Annotated in this window: 9 protein-coding genes; 5 read left to right on the forward strand and 4 right to left on the reverse strand. The window is 67.0% G+C overall.

What is annotated here, in order from left to right; genetic code table 11:
• Window positions 1–106 precede the first annotated feature (106 nt).
• Together AC0693_RS36540 and AC0693_RS36545 are read left to right on the forward strand one after the other, a co-directional pair.
• A complete protein-coding gene (locus AC0693_RS36540) occupies window positions 107–1021 on the forward strand; it encodes a hypothetical protein (RefSeq protein ID WP_478804292.1) in 915 nt (304 codons plus the stop codon).
• Window positions 1018–1929, forward strand: a complete 912-nt coding sequence (locus AC0693_RS36545) for a hypothetical protein (RefSeq protein ID WP_478804293.1) — start codon at window positions 1018–1020, stop codon at window positions 1927–1929. The genes AC0693_RS36540 and AC0693_RS36545 overlap by 4 nt, the downstream gene beginning before the upstream one ends.
• A gap of 564 nt (window positions 1930–2493) precedes the next feature.
• On the opposite strand, the gene AC0693_RS36550 is transcribed toward AC0693_RS36545, so the two are convergent.
• The 4 genes from AC0693_RS36550 to AC0693_RS36565 form a co-directional block, all read right to left on the reverse strand.
• Window positions 2494–2790 carry a hypothetical protein gene (locus AC0693_RS36550; protein ID WP_478804294.1) on the reverse strand — a complete coding sequence of 99 codons (297 nt, stop codon included), beginning with the start codon at window positions 2788–2790 and terminating at the stop codon, window positions 2494–2496.
• Window positions 2791–2844: 54 nt separating this feature from the next.
• A complete protein-coding gene (locus AC0693_RS36555; protein ID WP_478804295.1) occupies window positions 2845–4320 on the reverse strand; it encodes a hypothetical protein in 1476 nt (491 codons plus the stop codon).
• Between the two features lie 304 nt (window positions 4321–4624).
• The gene (locus AC0693_RS36560) at window positions 4625–5761 is read right to left on the reverse strand and encodes a mannosyltransferase family protein (RefSeq protein ID WP_478804296.1); all 1137 of its coding nucleotides are present in this window, start codon (window positions 5759–5761) and stop codon (window positions 4625–4627) included.
• A gap of 306 nt (window positions 5762–6067) precedes the next feature.
• Entirely contained in the window at window positions 6068–9232 is a 3165-nt protein-coding gene (locus AC0693_RS36565; protein WP_478804297.1) for a DNRLRE domain-containing protein, read from the reverse strand.
• 549 nt (window positions 9233–9781) lie between these two features.
• Here AC0693_RS36565 and AC0693_RS36570 point away from each other — a divergent pair.
• From AC0693_RS36570 to AC0693_RS36580, 3 genes are all read left to right on the forward strand, one after another.
• A complete protein-coding gene (locus tag AC0693_RS36570) occupies window positions 9782–17047 on the forward strand; it encodes a ricin-type beta-trefoil lectin domain protein (protein ID WP_478804298.1) in 7266 nt (2421 codons plus the stop codon).
• On the forward strand, window positions 17044–17349 hold the full coding sequence (locus AC0693_RS36575; protein ID WP_478804299.1) for a hypothetical protein: 306 nt from the start codon (window positions 17044–17046) through the stop codon (window positions 17347–17349). Before AC0693_RS36570 ends, AC0693_RS36575 begins: the two co-directional genes overlap by 4 nt.
• Window positions 17350–17628: 279 nt before the next feature.
• Window positions 17629–17805 (forward strand): transposase (locus AC0693_RS36580; protein ID WP_478804302.1); only part of this gene is annotated, 177 nt, incomplete at its 3' end.

A 17805-nucleotide genomic window follows, 5' to 3' on the forward strand; every position in this document is an offset into this window, starting at 1 on the left:
CCAAATTTCAAGGTCCACCTTGGCGAAAATCCGCTTATGGCGCATCGCCGCTCGCTTACCCGGAGGGCCTCGGCCCGCCTCATCGTGGTCTCGGTAGCGTGTCCGCATGGAACACGACGTCACCGCGCTGGTCGAGGAGTGGCTGGCCGGCCCCAACTCCGAGGCCTCCGGTCACTTCAGCTACCAGGCCCTCGAGCACTACCGCCCCGCCCTCCTGCACTGGCTCACCATCGGCTGCGGCGACGACGGCCGCCCCGAACCCGGCCTGTACCTGCGGCCCACGCCGACCGCGCTCCAGGAGTGGGCCATCGGCTACGCCTCGGCCGCCCGTTCCCGGGACGCCGCCTGCGGGGCCGTACGGTCCTTCTACCGCTGGGCGGAGACTCCCGCAGCCGCGGGCGGGCCCGGGCTCGTACGACCGAAATCCCTGCAGTTCCAGCGCGGCGGCAACTTCGCCGCGGGTCTGCCGGGCCGCGAACTCCTCACGCCCGACCAGTGCCGCTGGCTCGCCCAGGCCGCCGACCGCTACCCCGGCACCCGCCGCGAAGGCCCCCAGCGCGCCCGCGCCCTGGTCTACCTCGCCCTCAACCACTACCTGTGGGGCCGCCACAGCGAGGACGACGTGCTGCGCCCCGGCCAGATCACCGCCATGCGCCTGACCGGCCGCCACCAGGAGCAGCACCGCACCACCTGGGACGTCCCCCAGAAGAACGCCGCCTCCGACGCCACTCGCCTTCAGCCCGTCCACCGGGACACGGTCCGCGCCATCGATGAGTACCTACCGCACCGCGCCACCGGCCGCGATCACACCACTCACCTCTTCACCACCGTCAACGGCCGCCCGCTGGAACCCCAGAGCCTCATCCGCATCCTGCGCACCGTCGCCGCCACCCACCCGGACCTCGAGGAGATGGCCCCCCACCTCTCCGCGGACGCGGTCACCCACTCACCGGCTGATGCGAACGCCAACGCGGACGCGGACCGGAAGGTGGCCACGAGCGGCAACGGGGCGTACCAGTGACCTACAACCTCCTTGCCGTCGGCGCCATCAGCACGCAGACCATGGGCGCCGCACTTGCCGGATGCCTGGGCATCGAGACCGTTGACGTGGAAGTGGCCGGCCCTGACGGCGACCCCGACCTCCGCAACTGGGATGCGCCCGTCGCATGTGAGTACAGATCGGTCCAGGGCGACGTAGCCCTGTCCCTCGACATCTACGTCCAGGGAGAGGCCGCGGACCGGCCGAGCGAAGCCGACCTCGCGGCGCGGTTCGCGAAGGCCGCGACGACGACCGTCCTGTACCCCGCCGCGGAGGCGCCCCCAAGCGCCTACTGGGCCGTGACGCCGGACGGCCTCCTCACGCGTGCACGGCTCGAACTCTCGGACGACGAGCTTCCCCTCTACATGGTCACCGCCGTCGAGGCGCCGGTGCCCCTGCTCCCTCGAGCCGTGGTGACGCGATTCGCCGAGATCGTGAGGGAGCAGCGGCCGGACACCCCTGTGGCCGAGGCGTTCGCAACCTCGGTCGAAGTAATGCGACAGGCCGCCTCGGGCCTGGCGCAACTCGGTCTTGAAGACGAGATCGGGAGCCCCATCTGGTCCGCGAGGGGCAACCTGATCGTGTGGGAGCGGCTCATCACGCAGATGGAATCCGGGTGGGCGCCGTCAGGCTGGTACCCGGCCGATCTCTATCGCGAACGGCTGGAGGCCCGCGACGAACTCGCCGGCATCGGCCCCCGCCTGCCCCGTGACGTCGCCGAGCTGTTGGCCAAAGCCTTGGAGCAGTTGGACGGGCGGTTCGCAGCGGCGACCGAGGAAGACCCGTCAGAAAGCCTTCACCGAGAACTGGCAGGCGGCTCCGTGGAGGGGCTTACAGTCGGCTGGTGGCGGCGACGCCGCCCGGACCGCACGCCTTGGGCGCAGGCTTAACGTCGAGCATCGACGCAAGGTCGGCTCATACATGCCTGCCTGTCGAGAGTACGAGTGTGGAGATTCGCCCATGAATATCGCGGTGCCGGCCACCCTTGACGGTGCCTCAGTCGAGCTTGATGCGCGGATAGGAGGAGCGCAGCGGCCTACCGGCCGGACCAGGCACTCGCTTAACACCCTCGAGGAAGAACTCTCCTATCTGGCGACCGCACGGTACGACGGAGATCCGGATTATTACCTGTTCTATTGTTCTATTGTTCTGTTGACTGGGAAGTGTTGGCGGACACGTGTCATCCCACGAGACGGGAGGCAATAGAGCAGGCGAACTTCGAATTCGAGAATGTGGAGTTCGTCCCGCGCCCTACGGATTCTGATCCGCGTCACCCTCTCAGGAAGACCGGTTCCAGACGAGCGTGAGTATCCGCTGTGGAGGGCCGAGGCGATTGTTGCAGTACCGAGTATCCAGTACACCGTCGATTTTGCGGGCGCGCGAGGACAATGGCGAAGGGGAGGGGATGCGAACGGGAAGGCAGCGGCGAGCAGCTGACGGCCCGTGGGGGCCGGTCAGCAGCTGTCAGACCAGCGGAACCCGAGTTCCTCGGCCCGTTCACGGCTGCCGCCGCACACCTGGCCGTAGGTCTTCGGGTCCTCTTCGGCCAGTCTGCGTAAGGCAGCGGCGGCCTGTGCCTCGGGCGGGGTGCCGTTGTCCGGGACGACCCAGCGGAACTGGAGCGGGCGGTCGGCCCGTTCCGGACTGCCGGACGCCAGCCCGGGCACGTACCAGAAGGTCACCACGACGGTGCCGGGGTCATCGACATCGGGCCTGATCCACCCTCGGCTCGCGTCCCACCGGCCCAGCACGTCAGGGTCCTCGACCAGCCCCGCCTTGATCAGACGGGCGATGGTACGAGTCCGCTAGGACCAGGAGCACTCGGTCTCGGCCCGGGCGAGCTCCGCCTCGTAGACGGCGGCACCGAACCGCTGGGCGGCCATCGCGGCAGTGGGATCGCGGACGCCCGGCAGGCTCTGCCGCCAGTGCTCCCACACCACCTGGTCCGCGTCGCGTCGGATGGTGACGTAGAGCGCCCCGCAACAGCCCTCCGTGCAGGAGGCCTCCGCGAGCTGCACCTCGCGGGGCTCCGCACCGGCCCGCAGCCGACCGGCGTCCAGGAGGTACTCGGGGCCTTGCGCGGGTCCGCGCCCGAACGCCGCCGGAACCACCGGCCGTCCATCGACCAGCACACGCGTCTCGACGGGCACCTGGTCGGCGGGGTCGCCGGCCACCACCTCGATACGGAACCTGTCGGGCGTGACCGGATGCCTGAACGGCCGGCGGCCGGTGCGGCGGATCCAGTCGGCCCGCCGCCGCTCGTCCGCCTCGCTCGCGGTCGCACCCGCCGCGGCCCATCGGGGTTCGGCCAGAAGCCGTCCGAGTGATTCCAGCCGTGCCGCGCGCCGTCCCGGCGGCCAGGCCAGCAGTACGCCGGTGCCACTGGACAGGTCCAGGGCGAGCGACAGCAGCATGGCCGCGTTGTCGAGGGTGGGCGGCAGCAGACGTGCTCGTGTGACGACGAGGTCGTACACGAGCAGCACATCGCGGTACGCGAGCAGGGCGTCTGGGTCGTCACCGGGGCACCCCATGCGGACGAGCAGCCTGCCCGCGCGGGCGAGCAGGCCGGTGTCGTGGGGGTGGCGGTCGAGCAGCTCGGTCAGCCGGGAGGCCTCGGCGATGCGACGGGCGACGCTGCTGTTCAGGACGTGGGGTGGAGCCGGGAACGCGACCAGCTCAGGCCGCACGGCCTGCTGATCGCCATTCCACAGGGCGCGGACGAGCGGCTGGAGTGCGTCATGGCGAGCGTAGAGCCCGAGCCACACGGTGGCCGCGGTCTCACGATCGAGGACGTAGAGCGCTTCCACCGCAGAGCGCCTGAATTCCCTGAACAGGCTGAGAACCCTGAGGTACGGGACGTCCTCGGGCTCGCCGAGGCGGACCAGCAGGGCAAGGCCCGTGGCGACGGCGGGCGCCGTCGTACCGGTCCGGACCAGCTGACGGCCCAGGGCGCGGGCCGATTCCGTTTGGTCGGCCGCCAGTGACAATCCGGCGACGGTGGACCGGGTGAGATGGAGGTGGTGGCCCCCCTGGACACCGAGTCGTTCGAAGCGGCGGTACAGAGCGGCGGGGCCCTCGGGGAGCGGGCTCAGTGCCTCGCGGACGGCGCTCTTCGCCTCGTCCTGAGAGAGCCGGGCATCACCGGCCGCCTCGGACGCCCGGGGGACTGAGGAGGCGCGCCGGGGTGGAAGCCCATGGGGGGACGCGCGCAGCTGCCGCGCGGCAAGGTCGTACAGGGCGAGCGGGGGAGTGAGCGCAGCGCGCTCTTCCTCGGCGCTCACCGGGCGAGGTGGGACTCGATTCCGTAGGTCGTGCGCCCAGCTTGCCCTGCCGCTGGCGTCGTGTCGAAGCAATTCGTCGGGGGCCGCTTCGCTTACCTGCGGGCTGCGTTCGGGGTCGGCGTCCCCTCGCGCGGGCATCCCTTCGCACTGTGGTGCGCCAGTTCGACACGCTCAGAGCGGCCCGGAGTTGCAGGCTGGTGCATGGCCCCTGACCTGCGTGTGATCGCGTGCCGGCCGGATGGTGGCGGCCGCCGTAGCCGTTTCTGCCCGGCGAGGCGCAGCGACCGCTGGGCGTTGCGCCTTCTCAGGGAGACCGGTTCCAGACGAGCGTCAGGTATCCGCCGTAGAGGGCCGAGGCGGCTGTCGCGGTACCGAGGATCCAGTACACCGTCGACTTGCGAGCGCGTGCGAGGGCGACGGCGAAGGGGAAGAGGAGGGGGAAGGCGGGGAGGAGGAAGCGGGCCTTCGAGTGGAAGAAGCCGGCTCCTCCGACGGCGATGAGGACGAGCACCGCCGTGTAGATCCAGACGACGGCGGGCGGGCGCTGCCGGGAGAGCAGGACGAGCAGGACCAGGGCGGTGACGACGGTGGTGGAGACCACCATCTGGTTCAGGGTGAGGCCGGACTGGGTGACCAGCTCGCGCAGGCGCTGCGCCGTGTAGACGCCGCCGTCGAAGGTCGAGCCCCACTGGCTCTGCTCGACGAAGTACCCGTCCCAGCGGCCCATCCGGTGCCCGACCCAGGCGAAGAAGGCGAACCAGCCGAGCGGCGCCATGAGTACGGTCACCCACAGCCGGGCGGTCGGCCGGCGCGCGCCGCGCCGCTCGCGTCCGGTGTACAGGGCCCACAGCGCGCACAGGACGACGGCGGCGACGACCGCGGCGCCCGAGGGGCGGGTGGCGCCGACCAGCAGGGCCAGTATCCCGGCGGTGAGCCAGCGGCGGGTGAGTACGGCGTACACGGCCCACGCGCTCAGGGCGATGAACACGGGCTCGGTGTACGCCATGGACAGGACCAGGGCGTGGGGTACGACCGCGTAGAGCGCGACGGCGAAGAAGGCGACGCGGGCGCTGTGGAGCTTCTCCGCCACGGCGAAGATCCCCCAGGCGGCGAGCACCGAGGCGACGAGGGAGATGGCCCAGCCCGCCCAGTCGGCCGGCACTCCGGTGGCGGCCGACAGCCCGCGCGTCAGCAGGGGGTAGACGGGGAAGAAGGCGAGCTTGCAGGTCGGGCCGCCGATGTGGCACGCCGGGACCATGGCGCTGGAGTAACCGTGGTCGGCGATGTTGAGGTAGTAGACCGAGTCCCATCGCGTCGCCAGGATCTCGTGGAGTCCGATGCCCTTGCGCTGTCCCCAGGCGGCGACCACGCCGACGCCCACCAGCCGCAGCGCGATGTGTACGAGCAGTGCGCCTTGGGCGCGCCGCCACGAGGCCCACACCGCTCGCGGACTTCCCTTGCTCCGGTGGTCACCAGTGCTGTCGGATTGCGGTGCCCGGCGGGCCCGGTGAGTCCGATGCGTCCGGTCGAGCGTGTCGACGGGTATGTGAGGTGCTGGCACTGGCCGTCCTGGTTCCTCGCGGGAGTCGGGGGTCCCACACCCTACCGGCACGCTCCGAGTCGTCGGCCGGTCGAGGGCGGGAGGTCGTTACGGCGGAGCGCCCGGCCGGATGGTCCGGCCGGGCGCCCCTCATGTCTGCGGCTGTGATCCGCGGTCGACGATCCGGACGACGATCCGGATCCGTGATCAGCCGATAGCGGGGAAGGTGTTCCAGCCGTCTTCTTCGACGTTCCCGCCGGTGCCGAGGGCGGTGGTGCCGCCCTTGTAGAGGTAGATCATGCCGTTGGTGTTGGTGAGGTAGAGGTCGGGGATGCCGTCGCCGCTGACGTCGGGGACGCCGCGCAGGAGGGGCCAGGTGGCGCGGCTCCAGCCGGTGGTGCCGTAGGTGATGTCCTGGGCGCCGTTGGAGGCGGCTTCGGTGGAGAGCGAGGAGAGGTCGACTCCGCCGGTGGCGCCGGGCTTGCCCTTGCGCAGGGCGAGGCCGCGGCTGGGCATCGATTCGTCGCGGAAGATCAGGTCGGCGACGCCGTCGCCGGAGATGTCGCGTACGCCGACGATGTCGCGCTGCTTCCAGCCCGCGCCGCCGATCTGCTTGACGGCGCTGAAGCTGGCTCCGGTGTAGCCGGTGAAGGCCCAGAAGGTGTCGCCGTTGTCCGCGAGGGCGAAGAAGTCGGGCATGCCGTCACCGGTGACGTCGTCGCCCGCGACGAGTTGGCTGAAGGTGGCGGGGTTCGGCGAACCGGCAGGCAGGAGGATCTCGAGGCGGCGGCTGATGTCGACGCGGCCGTTGCCGTCGCCGGGGTAGACGTAGAGCTTGCCGTCGGGCATCCGGGCGATGAGGTCGGTGAGGCCGTCGCCGGGGAACCAGTCGGTGGAGTGGGTGATGAGGGCGCTCTTGCCGCTGACCGGGTCCTTCCAGTACCCGCTGGGGATGGGCTTGCCGGCGTCGGTGGCGGCGGGCATCCAGGCGTCGATGTCGCCCGTCCTGTCTCCGGCGTAGATGCGCAGGTCGCCCGAGCCGTCGATGGCGAAGGTGTCGCTGTAGCCGTCACCGGTGGCGTCATTCGACCTGTCCTGACCAGCCCGGGGACGGACGTAGAAGAGGTAGACGGTGGGGGTGGAGATGTTCCCGGCTTGGTTGACGGTACGGACGTAGAGGACGTTCGGGCCGCTGTTGTCCGGATTGATGTCGAGGGTGACGGCGTCCTGGCCCGCCGCGGGCACGGCCTTCTGGTTGTAGACGGGGTGGTTGAGCGCCCACTGGAACTCGCGGATATCGGCGGCGTTGGTACCACCGCCGGTGATGGTGACCTTGCCGGGACCGAGGGTGTTCTTGCTCCACTCGGCGCCGTCGGGGCCGGGAGCGGGGAAGTCGTCGGAGCGCACGGCCGGGGGGTTGGGGGCGGTGTGGTCGACGGTGAAGGTGCACCATCCGCCGCCGCCGGAGTCGCTGGGCCCGCTGCCGGACCACCAGCCGGTGGTGTCGATGGCCTGGGCGAGCCAGGCGTACGTCTTGCCCGGGGTGAACCGGTCCCAGCCGATCTCGGTCGTTGCAACGCCGTCGGTGTCGGTGTCGATGGTGTCGGTGGCGATGGACTGGGTGCCGTCAGAGGACCAGACACGGAACTGAATCTTCTTCAGGTTGCCGTCGCCGTCGGTGGCCTTGGCCCTGAGAGTCACGGGGGTCTTGCCGACCTTGGTGAAAGGCTCACGGGTGACGCAGGGGCCGCCGGGGGAGCTGCTCATATTGGCCTGAAGGGGGGTGTCCGGGGGCCTGTTGAATTCATAATCGATGAATGGGGCCATGTCGCTGTTGGCCTGGAATTTTTTCCAGAGATAGGAGTCCGATTCGTTCGGTGCGCGCAGGCCCAGGGATACGGCCTGCCACCTGTTGGCTGCGGCCTCCGTGATGGTGTTCTTGACGTCGACCATGGTCCAATTGTCCGGGCAGGAACTGTTGTACCCGTGCCCGGCATTGCCGCCACCGACGCGCTTGCCCCAGAAGGTGTTGTTGTTGGTGTTGTCCCACGTGCTGGAACTGCTGATGTAAGGGGTGTTGTAGACGTCGAAGGGCTTCGCCTCACACGACCACGAATAGGTCTGCAGGACATGCAGGTATGCAGATCTGATGACAGCGCCGTTCAGGGTGCTATCGAAGTCGAAATTGAATACTGAGCGGGAGGTGCCGCCAGAGGTCGATTCGTAACCGACGCGGGCCTCGTTGGTGCCGCCCGCATTATAGTTCTGGCCGTTGAAGAAGCTGGAAGACCCGGCGGTTTTGTAGAGGAGGGTCCAGCCGCGCGAGTGGAATGAGGGGTCGATGAATACGGGGTACACGGTGTCGGCGTCGTTCAGCAGGCCGGCATCCGGCGTGATGCTGAGCGTGTTGGTGTTGTCCGCTGTGGCGAGGGCCGCCTTGGCGGCGACGGCGTGGGCCCCTTCGGCGCCGCGGATGCCTGACAGGCCGAGCGAGGGGTGGTCCTTGGCCGCGGGCCCGGGTGTGGGCTGGGCCTCGCCTTCGGTGGTGATGACCTTGCCGGAGTTGTCCCACATGTAGGGGGTGGGTGCGCCAGCGACCTCTTCGCCCTTGGCGTTGCGGGCGCTGATGGCGCCGGACGGCTCGTCGAGGACGAAGCTCAGGTCGGGGGAGGCGAGACGGTAGTTCAGCTCGCCTATCAGAGGGTCGGCGGCCGCCTGCTTGTTCTTGACGATGACCAGGTGGGAGTAGCCACCGTTCTGGGCCGTCATCAGCAGGTCGATGCCGGGGCGGATGTTCTCGTACAACGCGCGCGGGCCGTCGATGACGGGCTCCGGCAGGGCTCCCGGCCAGCTCACGACGATGTCGTGGCTATCGACGCTAAGGCGTACGAGTTCGGTCCAGACAGCATCGGGGGCGGGAGCGGTGAGGGCGTTCGGCAGCGTGGTGGCGGCGGTGCTGAACGCGGCCTGTGACAGCGTGCCCCGCGACGTGGAGCGCGAGGCCCGCGGGCTCTCGGCAGTCCCGGCCCCGGAAGCGGCGGCGGGCTTGCTGCCCGCGCTGAACACGAGCCGTTCGTTGACCGCCCTGGGAGCGTAACCGGCTTCCACCCGCTGCAGGTTCGTGTCGATCGGCTTCCAGTCATTGCCGACCCTGGCTCGGATCGCACCGCTGTACACCCGAGCCTTGAACTGGCCGCTCGGCTGCGCCCACGTCGTGATCTTCGCCGTCCGGTCGGCGGTGACCTCGACCTCCTTGCCGGACTCCTTCGCCTGCTGACGCGCCTGAGCGGCGGTGACCGGCTTCCCCGTCTCGGCCTGCGGCTTCGCAGCGCTCTTCGGCGCGCTCTTCGTCAGCTGGAATCCGACGGGCACCGCAATGGCTACGGCCAGCAGGGCGGCCAGCGCGCCGACGGCCCGGCGACGCTTCGGGCGCTGGCCGATCGATGCAACTGCCGCATGCGATTGCGGAGTTGGTGAACTCTCATCCTTTGATTCACTGGTAGACAAGCTGATCTTCTCCCCCCTCGGGCGCGCGAACGACACCCTTGGTACTAGCGGTAAAGCGGCCATCTCGGCCGGAAATGAAGGGTCCGCTCCCCACTCGCCCTCCACGCGTAAATGTGCGAGGTGAGCATGAATCATCACGCCTGATTCGTCACCCCCGCACCCCCTCCAATCGTGCCCCGAATGAACCAATATGCGGCTTACCTGCTATTATTTAAGATCAGTAAAGTGATCATGGCCACATAGGTGATCGGGCTATGGATTTCATGTCGTCTTTACGCGCAGAATCAATCTCTAATTTGTCAGTTTCCTGCCACCCGTCTGCCTCAGGCGCGGCTGGCAGAGCGTGGGGGGGTCCACATGTCGCCGTTCTCGGCGCACAACTTCCGCCTGCCCAGAAATGGGAAGGCGCGTGCCGTGCGCAGTCGCATGGCAAGACGCACCGGAGTCACGCTTTCGGTGCTCCTCGTCGCCAGTCTCTTGCCGACCGCGGCTTGGGCCGCGCCACCGGGCGACCGCGACGGGGTCGACCTGCCCGGCCTCCAACAGGAGATGAAGGCCAAGCTCGACAAGGTCGCCGCAGCCAAACTCGAAGGTTGGGACGGCGCACCCGTCCAACCGCCCGCAGGTTACGAGCCGTCCAAGGTCGCTCCGCCCGCCGCCGGATCGGCAAACGTCGCGCTGAGCCCGGCCACCGGAACCCAGCTGGTGCAGGCCGGCTCGCTGCCGGTCAGCATCGGCAAGGCATCGCCGACCGAATCGAACCCCACCCCGGCCGAACCGTCGGGCACCTGGGGCGTATCGGTCGAGGCCCGCACGGCCACCGAGGCTGTCGCCGTTGACGGCGCGATCATCAAAGTCACGCCTCCGGCGACCGGCTCGACGCCCGTCGACGTCCAGCTGGACTACAAGAAGTTCGAAGACCTCTTCGGCACCGAGTGGTCCACCCGCCTGGAACTGAAACAGCTCCCGGAGTGCTTCCTGACCACCCCGGACACCCCCGAATGCACCACCGCGAAGGACGTCCCCAGCACCAACGACCCGAGCACTGGCACCGTCCGCGCCACCGTCGACCCGGCCACCGCGCCGGGCCAGGGTCTGCGGACGATGGCAGTCGGAGGCGGTGGCCCGATGGTCCTCGCGGCGTCCGACTCGGGCTCCGGCGCGGGTGGCACATACAAGGCCACCCCGTTGTCCCCGTCGGGCAGCTGGACCGCGGGTAGCAGCGGCGGTGGGTTCTCTTGGAACTACCCGCTGACCGTGCCTCCGACGCCAGCCGGCCCCGCTCCGAAAATTGCGTTTTCGTACTCCTCGCAGTCCGTAGACGGTAAGACCTCGGTAGCCAACAGCCAGGCGTCCTGGATCGGCGACGGCTGGGACTACAACCCGGGCTTCATCGAACGCCGCTACCGCTCCTGCTCTCAAGACCTGAAGGCGACCTCAGGTAAGCCGAACAACGACAACGCCACGGACAAGAAGAAGGGCGACCTGTGCTGGTCGGGCGACAACGTGGTGATGTCGTTTGGCGGCAACACCACCGAACTGGTCCATGACGCCACCACGGGCCAGTGGATCCCGGCCTCCGACGACGGCTCCAAAATCGAGCACAAGACGGACGCGTCCGTCCCCAACGGTGCGAAGGACGGTGAGTACTGGGTCATCACCACGCGCGACGGTACGCGCTATTACTTCGGACGCCACGACGTGGACGGCGCGGGCATCCGACCGGTCACGAACTCCGTTCTGGCCGTGCCGGTCTTTGGTAACCACCCTGGCGAGCCCTGTTACCAGACCGCCTACGCAGATTCGTCCTGCACACAGGGCTGGCGGTGGAACCTCGACTACGCCGAGGACGTCCATGGCAACGCGATGATCATCGACTGGGCCAAGGAAACCAACAGCTACGCGAAGAATCAGAAGGAGAAGGCAAAGGTCGCCTACGACCGCGCCGGCTACCCCACCCAGATCACCTACGGTTTGCGCTCCGACAACCTCTCCGGCGCCCCGGGCGGCAAGGTCGCGTTCACGGTCGACGAGCGATGCATCAAGGAAGGCAAGACCACCTGCTCGGACACCGAGTTCGAGTCGAAGAACTACGGTGACAAGCAGCCCTGGTGGGACACCCCCTCCACGCTCTACTGCAAGGCCGACGCAAAGGACTGTTACAACTCCTCGCCAACATTCTGGACCCGTAAGCGACTGGCCAGCGTCACTACATTCGGTCAGCGCACCGAAGGGTCCACCACCCTGGACCTCGTCGACCGGTGGAACCTCACCCAGTCCTTCCCCAAGCAGCGCACGGACACCCACCCGCCGCTGTGGCTGGAATCCATCACCCGCACGGGATACGGCACCCGCAAGGATGAGAACGGCAATCAGCTGAGCACCACGCTGCCACCGGTCTCCTTCCTCGCCAACATCCAGGACATGCCCAACCGGGTTGCGACCGGCGCGAGCGACGCCACCCCGGACTTTGACCGGCTCCGTGTCGAGACCATCCGTACGGAGACTGGTGGAGAGGTCTACGCCGACTACTCCGACCCTTGCCCGGTGGGCGGAACCCACCCGAAGCCGGAGGAGAACACCACCCGCTGCTACCCGGTCCACTGGTCACCCGACCCGGAGCTGGAAACCCCTCCGCTGCAGTGGTTCAACAAGTACGTCGTCGACCGGGTCCTAGAGAAGGACCGGGTGGCCCGCCAGGCCGAAGTGGTCACCAGTTACACCTACGAGGGCGACGCCGCTTGGGCCAAGGACACCGATGAGTTCTCCAAGCCCGAACTGCGTACGTACAATCAATGGCGCGGATATGCGAGCGTCGTGGTCAAGAAGGGTGCCACCGCCAACACAGGCGCGGCGGACGCAACCGAGCAGTCCCAGACCCGCACCCGCTACTTCCGCGGCATGTCCGCCGACGCCGGCCGTCCGAAGATAACGGTAAAGGACTCCACCGGCACGGAAGACCTGGGCGAGGACCTCTCTCCCTACCAAGGCCGCGCCTTCGAAAACATCACGTACACCAAGTCCGGTGGCAACGTAATCTCCCGCACCCTGACCTGGTCCGCGAACCAGAAGACCGCCAGCCGGCCGCGCGATGGCACTACCCCGCTCGAGGCGTACCGGGTCACCAGCCCTCGTGTCGACAAGATCGAGACGATCAGCGGTGGCGCGACGCGCATGACCCGCACCAAGACCGGCTTCGAGCCCATCTACGGCCTCACAGTGACGACGCAGACTGAGGCACTCACCCCGAATGGCACGGGCGGCTGGACGACCAGCGACCAGAAGTGCTCCAGCACCACCTACGTTCACAACACCGCCAAGTACCTGATCGGGCTCCCGCAGCGAGTCCGGCTCACCGTGGGCGATTGCGCGCAATCCGCAACCGCCACGATGCTCTCCGACACGCGCACCTCGTACGACACGCTGAACGCCTTCGGTACCGCTCCGGTCAAGGGTCTGCCATACCAAGTCGACAGCAACGACGCGGCCGGGACTGGATGGATCACTTCTGCACGCAGCGAGTACGACGTCCTCGGACGCGTCGTGAAGGTGTACGACGCATCAGGCAGAACCGCATCCACGGCCTACAGCCCGACCACCGGACCGGTCTTCAGCACCACGGTGACGAACTCCGCCGGCCACACCAAGGTGACGAAGGGGGACCCGGGCCGCGGCAGTGTCCTGGAAGGGACTGATGCCAACGGCCGCAAAGTCACCACGTCCTACGACAACCTCGGCCGTACCACCGCGGTCTGGACCCCTTCGCAGAAGCCGGGGACCGACAAGGCGGCGTACACCTTCGCCTACCAGATCGTCGCGCACGAGCCCCCCGTCGTCACCAGCAGCACGCTGCAGGACAACGGCACCTACATCGACTCCGTCGTGATCTACGACGGTCAGCTCCGGCCCCGTCAGTCCCAGGACAAGGCCCTCGGCGGCGGCCGCCTGATCACGGACACCTTCTACAGCGCCGACGGCACGGTCCGTCAGACGAACAACGGCTACTACGCGGAAGGCGACCCGGACAAGCACATCTTCGTCCCGGAATCCGTCTTCCAGGTCCCCAACTCCACCAAGACCGCCTACGACGGCCTCGGCCGCGCGGTCCGCACGACGACCCTCTTCGCGGACGTCCCCCAATACTCCACCACCACCCGCTACGAGGGCGACTGGACCCTCTCCCGCACCGCGATGTCGGCCGACGGCACGACACCGCTCAGCGGCAGCCGCGCCACCAAGACCATCACCGACGCACTCGGCCGCACGGCGCTCGTCCAGTACGCCACGTCCACCGACCTGACGACCTGGAACACCACCAGCTACACCTACGACGTCCGCAACAAGCTCTCCAAGGTCACCGACCCGGCGGGCAACAACTGGACCTACGCCTACGACGCCCGCGGCCGCATGACCTCGTCCAACGACCCGGACATGGGCCAGGCCGAGTTCGGCTACAACAACCTCGACCAGCAGATCTGGACCAAGGACTCCGCCGGCCGCGCCCAGTACACGACGTACGACGTCCTCGGCCGCAAGACCGAAACCCGCGACGACGCCGCCAACGGCCCCCTCGTCGCATCCTGGACCTTCGACTCCCTCCCGGGAGCCAAGGGACAGCCCGTCGCCTCGACCCGCTACTACGACGGCAAGCCGTTCACCAGCGAAGTCACCGGCTACGACACCGAATACCGCCCCACCGGATCGAAGATCACGATCCCGGACGTCCCGGCCGCCAAGGGCCTGGCCGGCAGCTACGCCTACGGCGTCACCTACACGCCCACCGGCAAGATCCAGTCGACCACCCTCCCGGCCACCCCCGGCGGCCTCGCCGCCGAGAAGCTCGTCACCCGCTACAACGGCGACGGCTCGCCCATCACGATGTCCGGCCTGTCCTGGTACACGGCCGACACCGTCTACAGCCCCTTCGGCGAAATCCTGCGGACCGCTTCGGGCGCGGCGCCGCAGCGCGTGTGGACCACCAACGCCTACAACCCGAACACCGGCCAGGTCTCCCACTCCATCACCGACCGGGAGACCGCCAACCCCAACCGCATCAGCGACGTCTCCTACAACTACGACCCCGCGGGCAACATCACCTCGGTCACCGACAGCCAGCCCGGCGGCCGCACCGACCGCCAGTGCTACGCCTACGACCCGATGGGCCAGCTCACCCAGGCCTGGACCGGAAAGACCGAGAGCTGCACCGGCCCGTCCCTGAACGACGTGACCCCCGGTCCCGACGGTGACGGCTACTGGCAGTCGTACTCCTTCGACGCCATCGGCAACCGCACCAAGCTCGTCGACCACGACCTGACCAACGCGTCCCTGGACGACGAGTACACGTACACCTACGGCGTCACCGTCACCGGTAACGGCACCCAACCCACCACCACGACCCAGCCGCACGCCCTCACCAAGGTCGACGCGGTCACCCGTAAGCCCAGCCAGACGATCAACTCTCAGTCGACCTACGGCTACGACACCTCCGGCAACACCACCCGCCGCACCATCGGCGGAGACACCCAGACCCTGGACTGGGACCGCCGCAACAAGGTCATCTCGGCCAGCAGCCCCGGCATCGGCGCCACCGCGATCACCGGCCTGGGCGGCAAGTGCCTCGACGTGGAGGGCGGCCTGGACCCGGACAAGACCCCGGTCCAGATCTGGTACTGCAACGAAACCAAGGCACAGCAGTGGCGCCTGACCGGTGACACCGCGAGGGTCTTCGGCAAGTGCCTCACCAACGCCGCCGGCACGCTGAACATCTCCACCTGTGACGGCAGCGACAAGCAGAAATTCGTCTACCGCGCCGCGGACAAGAGCCTGCAGAACCCGGCGACCGGCCAGTGCGTCGACGTCCCCGGAGCCAACGAAGCCGCCGGCACCGATCTCAAACTGGGGGCGTGCAGCGGCGGAGCCAACCAGCAGTGGAGCTTCACCAACACCACCACCTACCTCTACGACGCCTCCGGTAACCGCCTGATCGAGGACAACGGCAGCAGCCGCACCCTCTACCTCGGCGAATCCGAGATCACCGTCAACAAGAGCGGCGACGCGGTCGACGCGGTCCGCTACTACAGCAGCCCCGGCGGCCCCACCACGGTCCGCCGTACCAAGGCGATGACCACCGGCCACGTGATGAGCGTGCAGCTGTCCGACCACCACGGCACGGCCACCACCTCGGTGGACCAGAACACCGGCCAGACGGTCACCCGCCGCAAATCCGACCCGTACGGCAACCCGCGCGGAGCTCAACCCACCAACTGGCTCGGCAGCCGCACCTTCCTCGGCACCGGCAACGACGACAACACCACCGGCCTGACCCACATCGGCGCCCGCGAATACGACTCCGCCACGGGCCGCTTCATCTCCGTCGACCCGATCATCGACATCACCGACCCGCTCCAGATGAACGGATACACCTATTCCAATGGAAACCCGGTCGGAAATTCAGACCCCTCCGGCCTCCACCTGATCGAGGGGGAATCGAGCGGCTGGATCGACAGCGGCGGCTGCGGCGGCTGCAAAACGGTGGAAAAGAATCATTCAGTTGGGCCTAAGGAATACTACTACCCTAAAAAGAAACAATATATCGAGATTGGGCCCACCAAGTTCTATTACCCCAGTCAGAAGGTCCTCGACAACGCCTTCGCAAAGCTGAAGAAGAAGCAGCCTAATCTCTTCGAGAAGTACAACTGGGTATCGAACTGCATGTACAGCAGCAGTGGCCCCTGCTCGCCCAGCTCGGTGCCGGTTGTTTCCTACATATCGCACCAGCTCTGCGATCAGGACGGCATTACCTGCGAAAATTCGGCCGACACCATGATGTACATGATGGGCCAGGGCATGTACGCAGAGCTGGAATACGGCGGTGGCATGGAGAAGGGCCTTACTGGACTTTTCCTCGGCAAAAACCCAAAGGCCTTGCGGGAGAAAGGCCAAGAAAAGCCAAAGGAGTGCAACAGTTTCGTCTCCGGAACGCGCGTCTTGCTCGCTGATGGCAGCAGTGTGCCCATTGAAGAACTCGAAAATGGGGACGCAGTAATAGCCACCGATCCCGAAACGGGCGAGACCATTTCGGAGCCAGTGACCGCCACCATCCATACAGAGGACGACGAAAACTACGTCGACCTCACTATCGACACCAGCTATGGCCCGCAGACGATCACGACCACCGATCACCACCCCTTCTGGTCCGAGACCGACAAGCAGTGGCGTGATGCAGCCGAGCTCACGCCCGGGACACAGCTCCGGAACGCAGACGGTAACCTCGTCACCCTGAGCCGAATTCACATGTATCTGGCTCACCTGACCACGCATAACCTCACGGTCGCGGCCCTCCACACCTATTATGTGCTGGCGGGGCACACGCCGGTATTGGTTCACAATTCCGGAGGGAAGTGTGAAACCACCACCTCACAGGTTGCGCCCAGCCCTCGTGGACGTGCTCCAGAGTATGCTGGTGGAACCATTAATGAAGACCAAGCCATGGACCTTGCCGGGCGTTGGCTTGGGGATGGGTACCAAGAAACAGGAGATGGTCGGTACACATCACGTGATGGAAATCGTGTAGTTCGTTACGGAAAGCATGAGGTTAAATCTAAAAATCACCACATCCACTTTGAAGCCGTTGAAAATGGCCGAGTGGTCGAGAATACGAGTGTGGAGATTCGCCCATGAGTGTAGCTGTGCCAGCCATTCTTGACGGAGCCTCAGTCGAGCTGTATGCCCGGGTGGAAGGCGCGCAGCGGCCTACCGGCCGGACCAGGCACTCCGTTAACGGCCTCGAGGGAAAGCTCTCCAACCTGGCGATCGCACGATACGACGGAGACGATGATTATTACCTGTTCTACTGTTCTGCGGATTGGGAAGTGTTGACGGACACGTATCACCCTACGCGGCGCGAGGCAATTGCGCAGGCGAACTTTGAATTCGAGAATTTGGAATTCATTCCGCGCCTTACGGATTCTGAAACGCGTTAAGAGGATAGTCGACGCTTGAGAGAGTCCCGGATGCAGGGAAGAACGGCCCTACCGTTGTGCGGAAGAAACTTAGCCGACCGTGGCGGTTTCTAGTCGTCGGAATGCGCCGTTTGACCTAGGCGGTGGGCAGTTTATGCAGGCGCTCGGCTGAGGTTTTCCAGCCGAGCGCCTTGCATGATCGGCCGTTGAGCTCGGGGCGACGGCGGCTAACTGATCGTTTCAGAATGAGTTGAGTTGCGGGTCTTGTGCTGGGTGATCTTGGTCGGCAGGGTGTCCAGAGTGCGTGCTGATCTTGTTCCTGACGACCTGTGGGAGCGGGTGGCCCCGCTGCTGCCGCCCGCGCCCGAACGACGCCGTCGCTACCCCGGGCGGCTGCGAGTTCCCGACCGGGCGGCACTGGCCGGTGTCATGTACGTGCTGCGGACCGGTGTCGCGTGGCGCGATGTCCCGGCAGAG

The sequence above is a fragment of the Streptomyces sp. NPDC043876 genome, from assembly GCF_056435825.1.

Coding starts and splice junctions, on each gene's coding strand:
- AC0693_RS36575 (WP_478804299.1), top strand. CDS start 17,044: ATGAGTGTAGCTGTGCCAGCCATTCTTGACGGAGCCTCAGTCGAGCTG.
- AC0693_RS36540 (WP_478804292.1), top strand. CDS start 107: ATGGAACACGACGTCACCGCGCTGGTCGAGGAGTGGCTGGCCGGCCCC.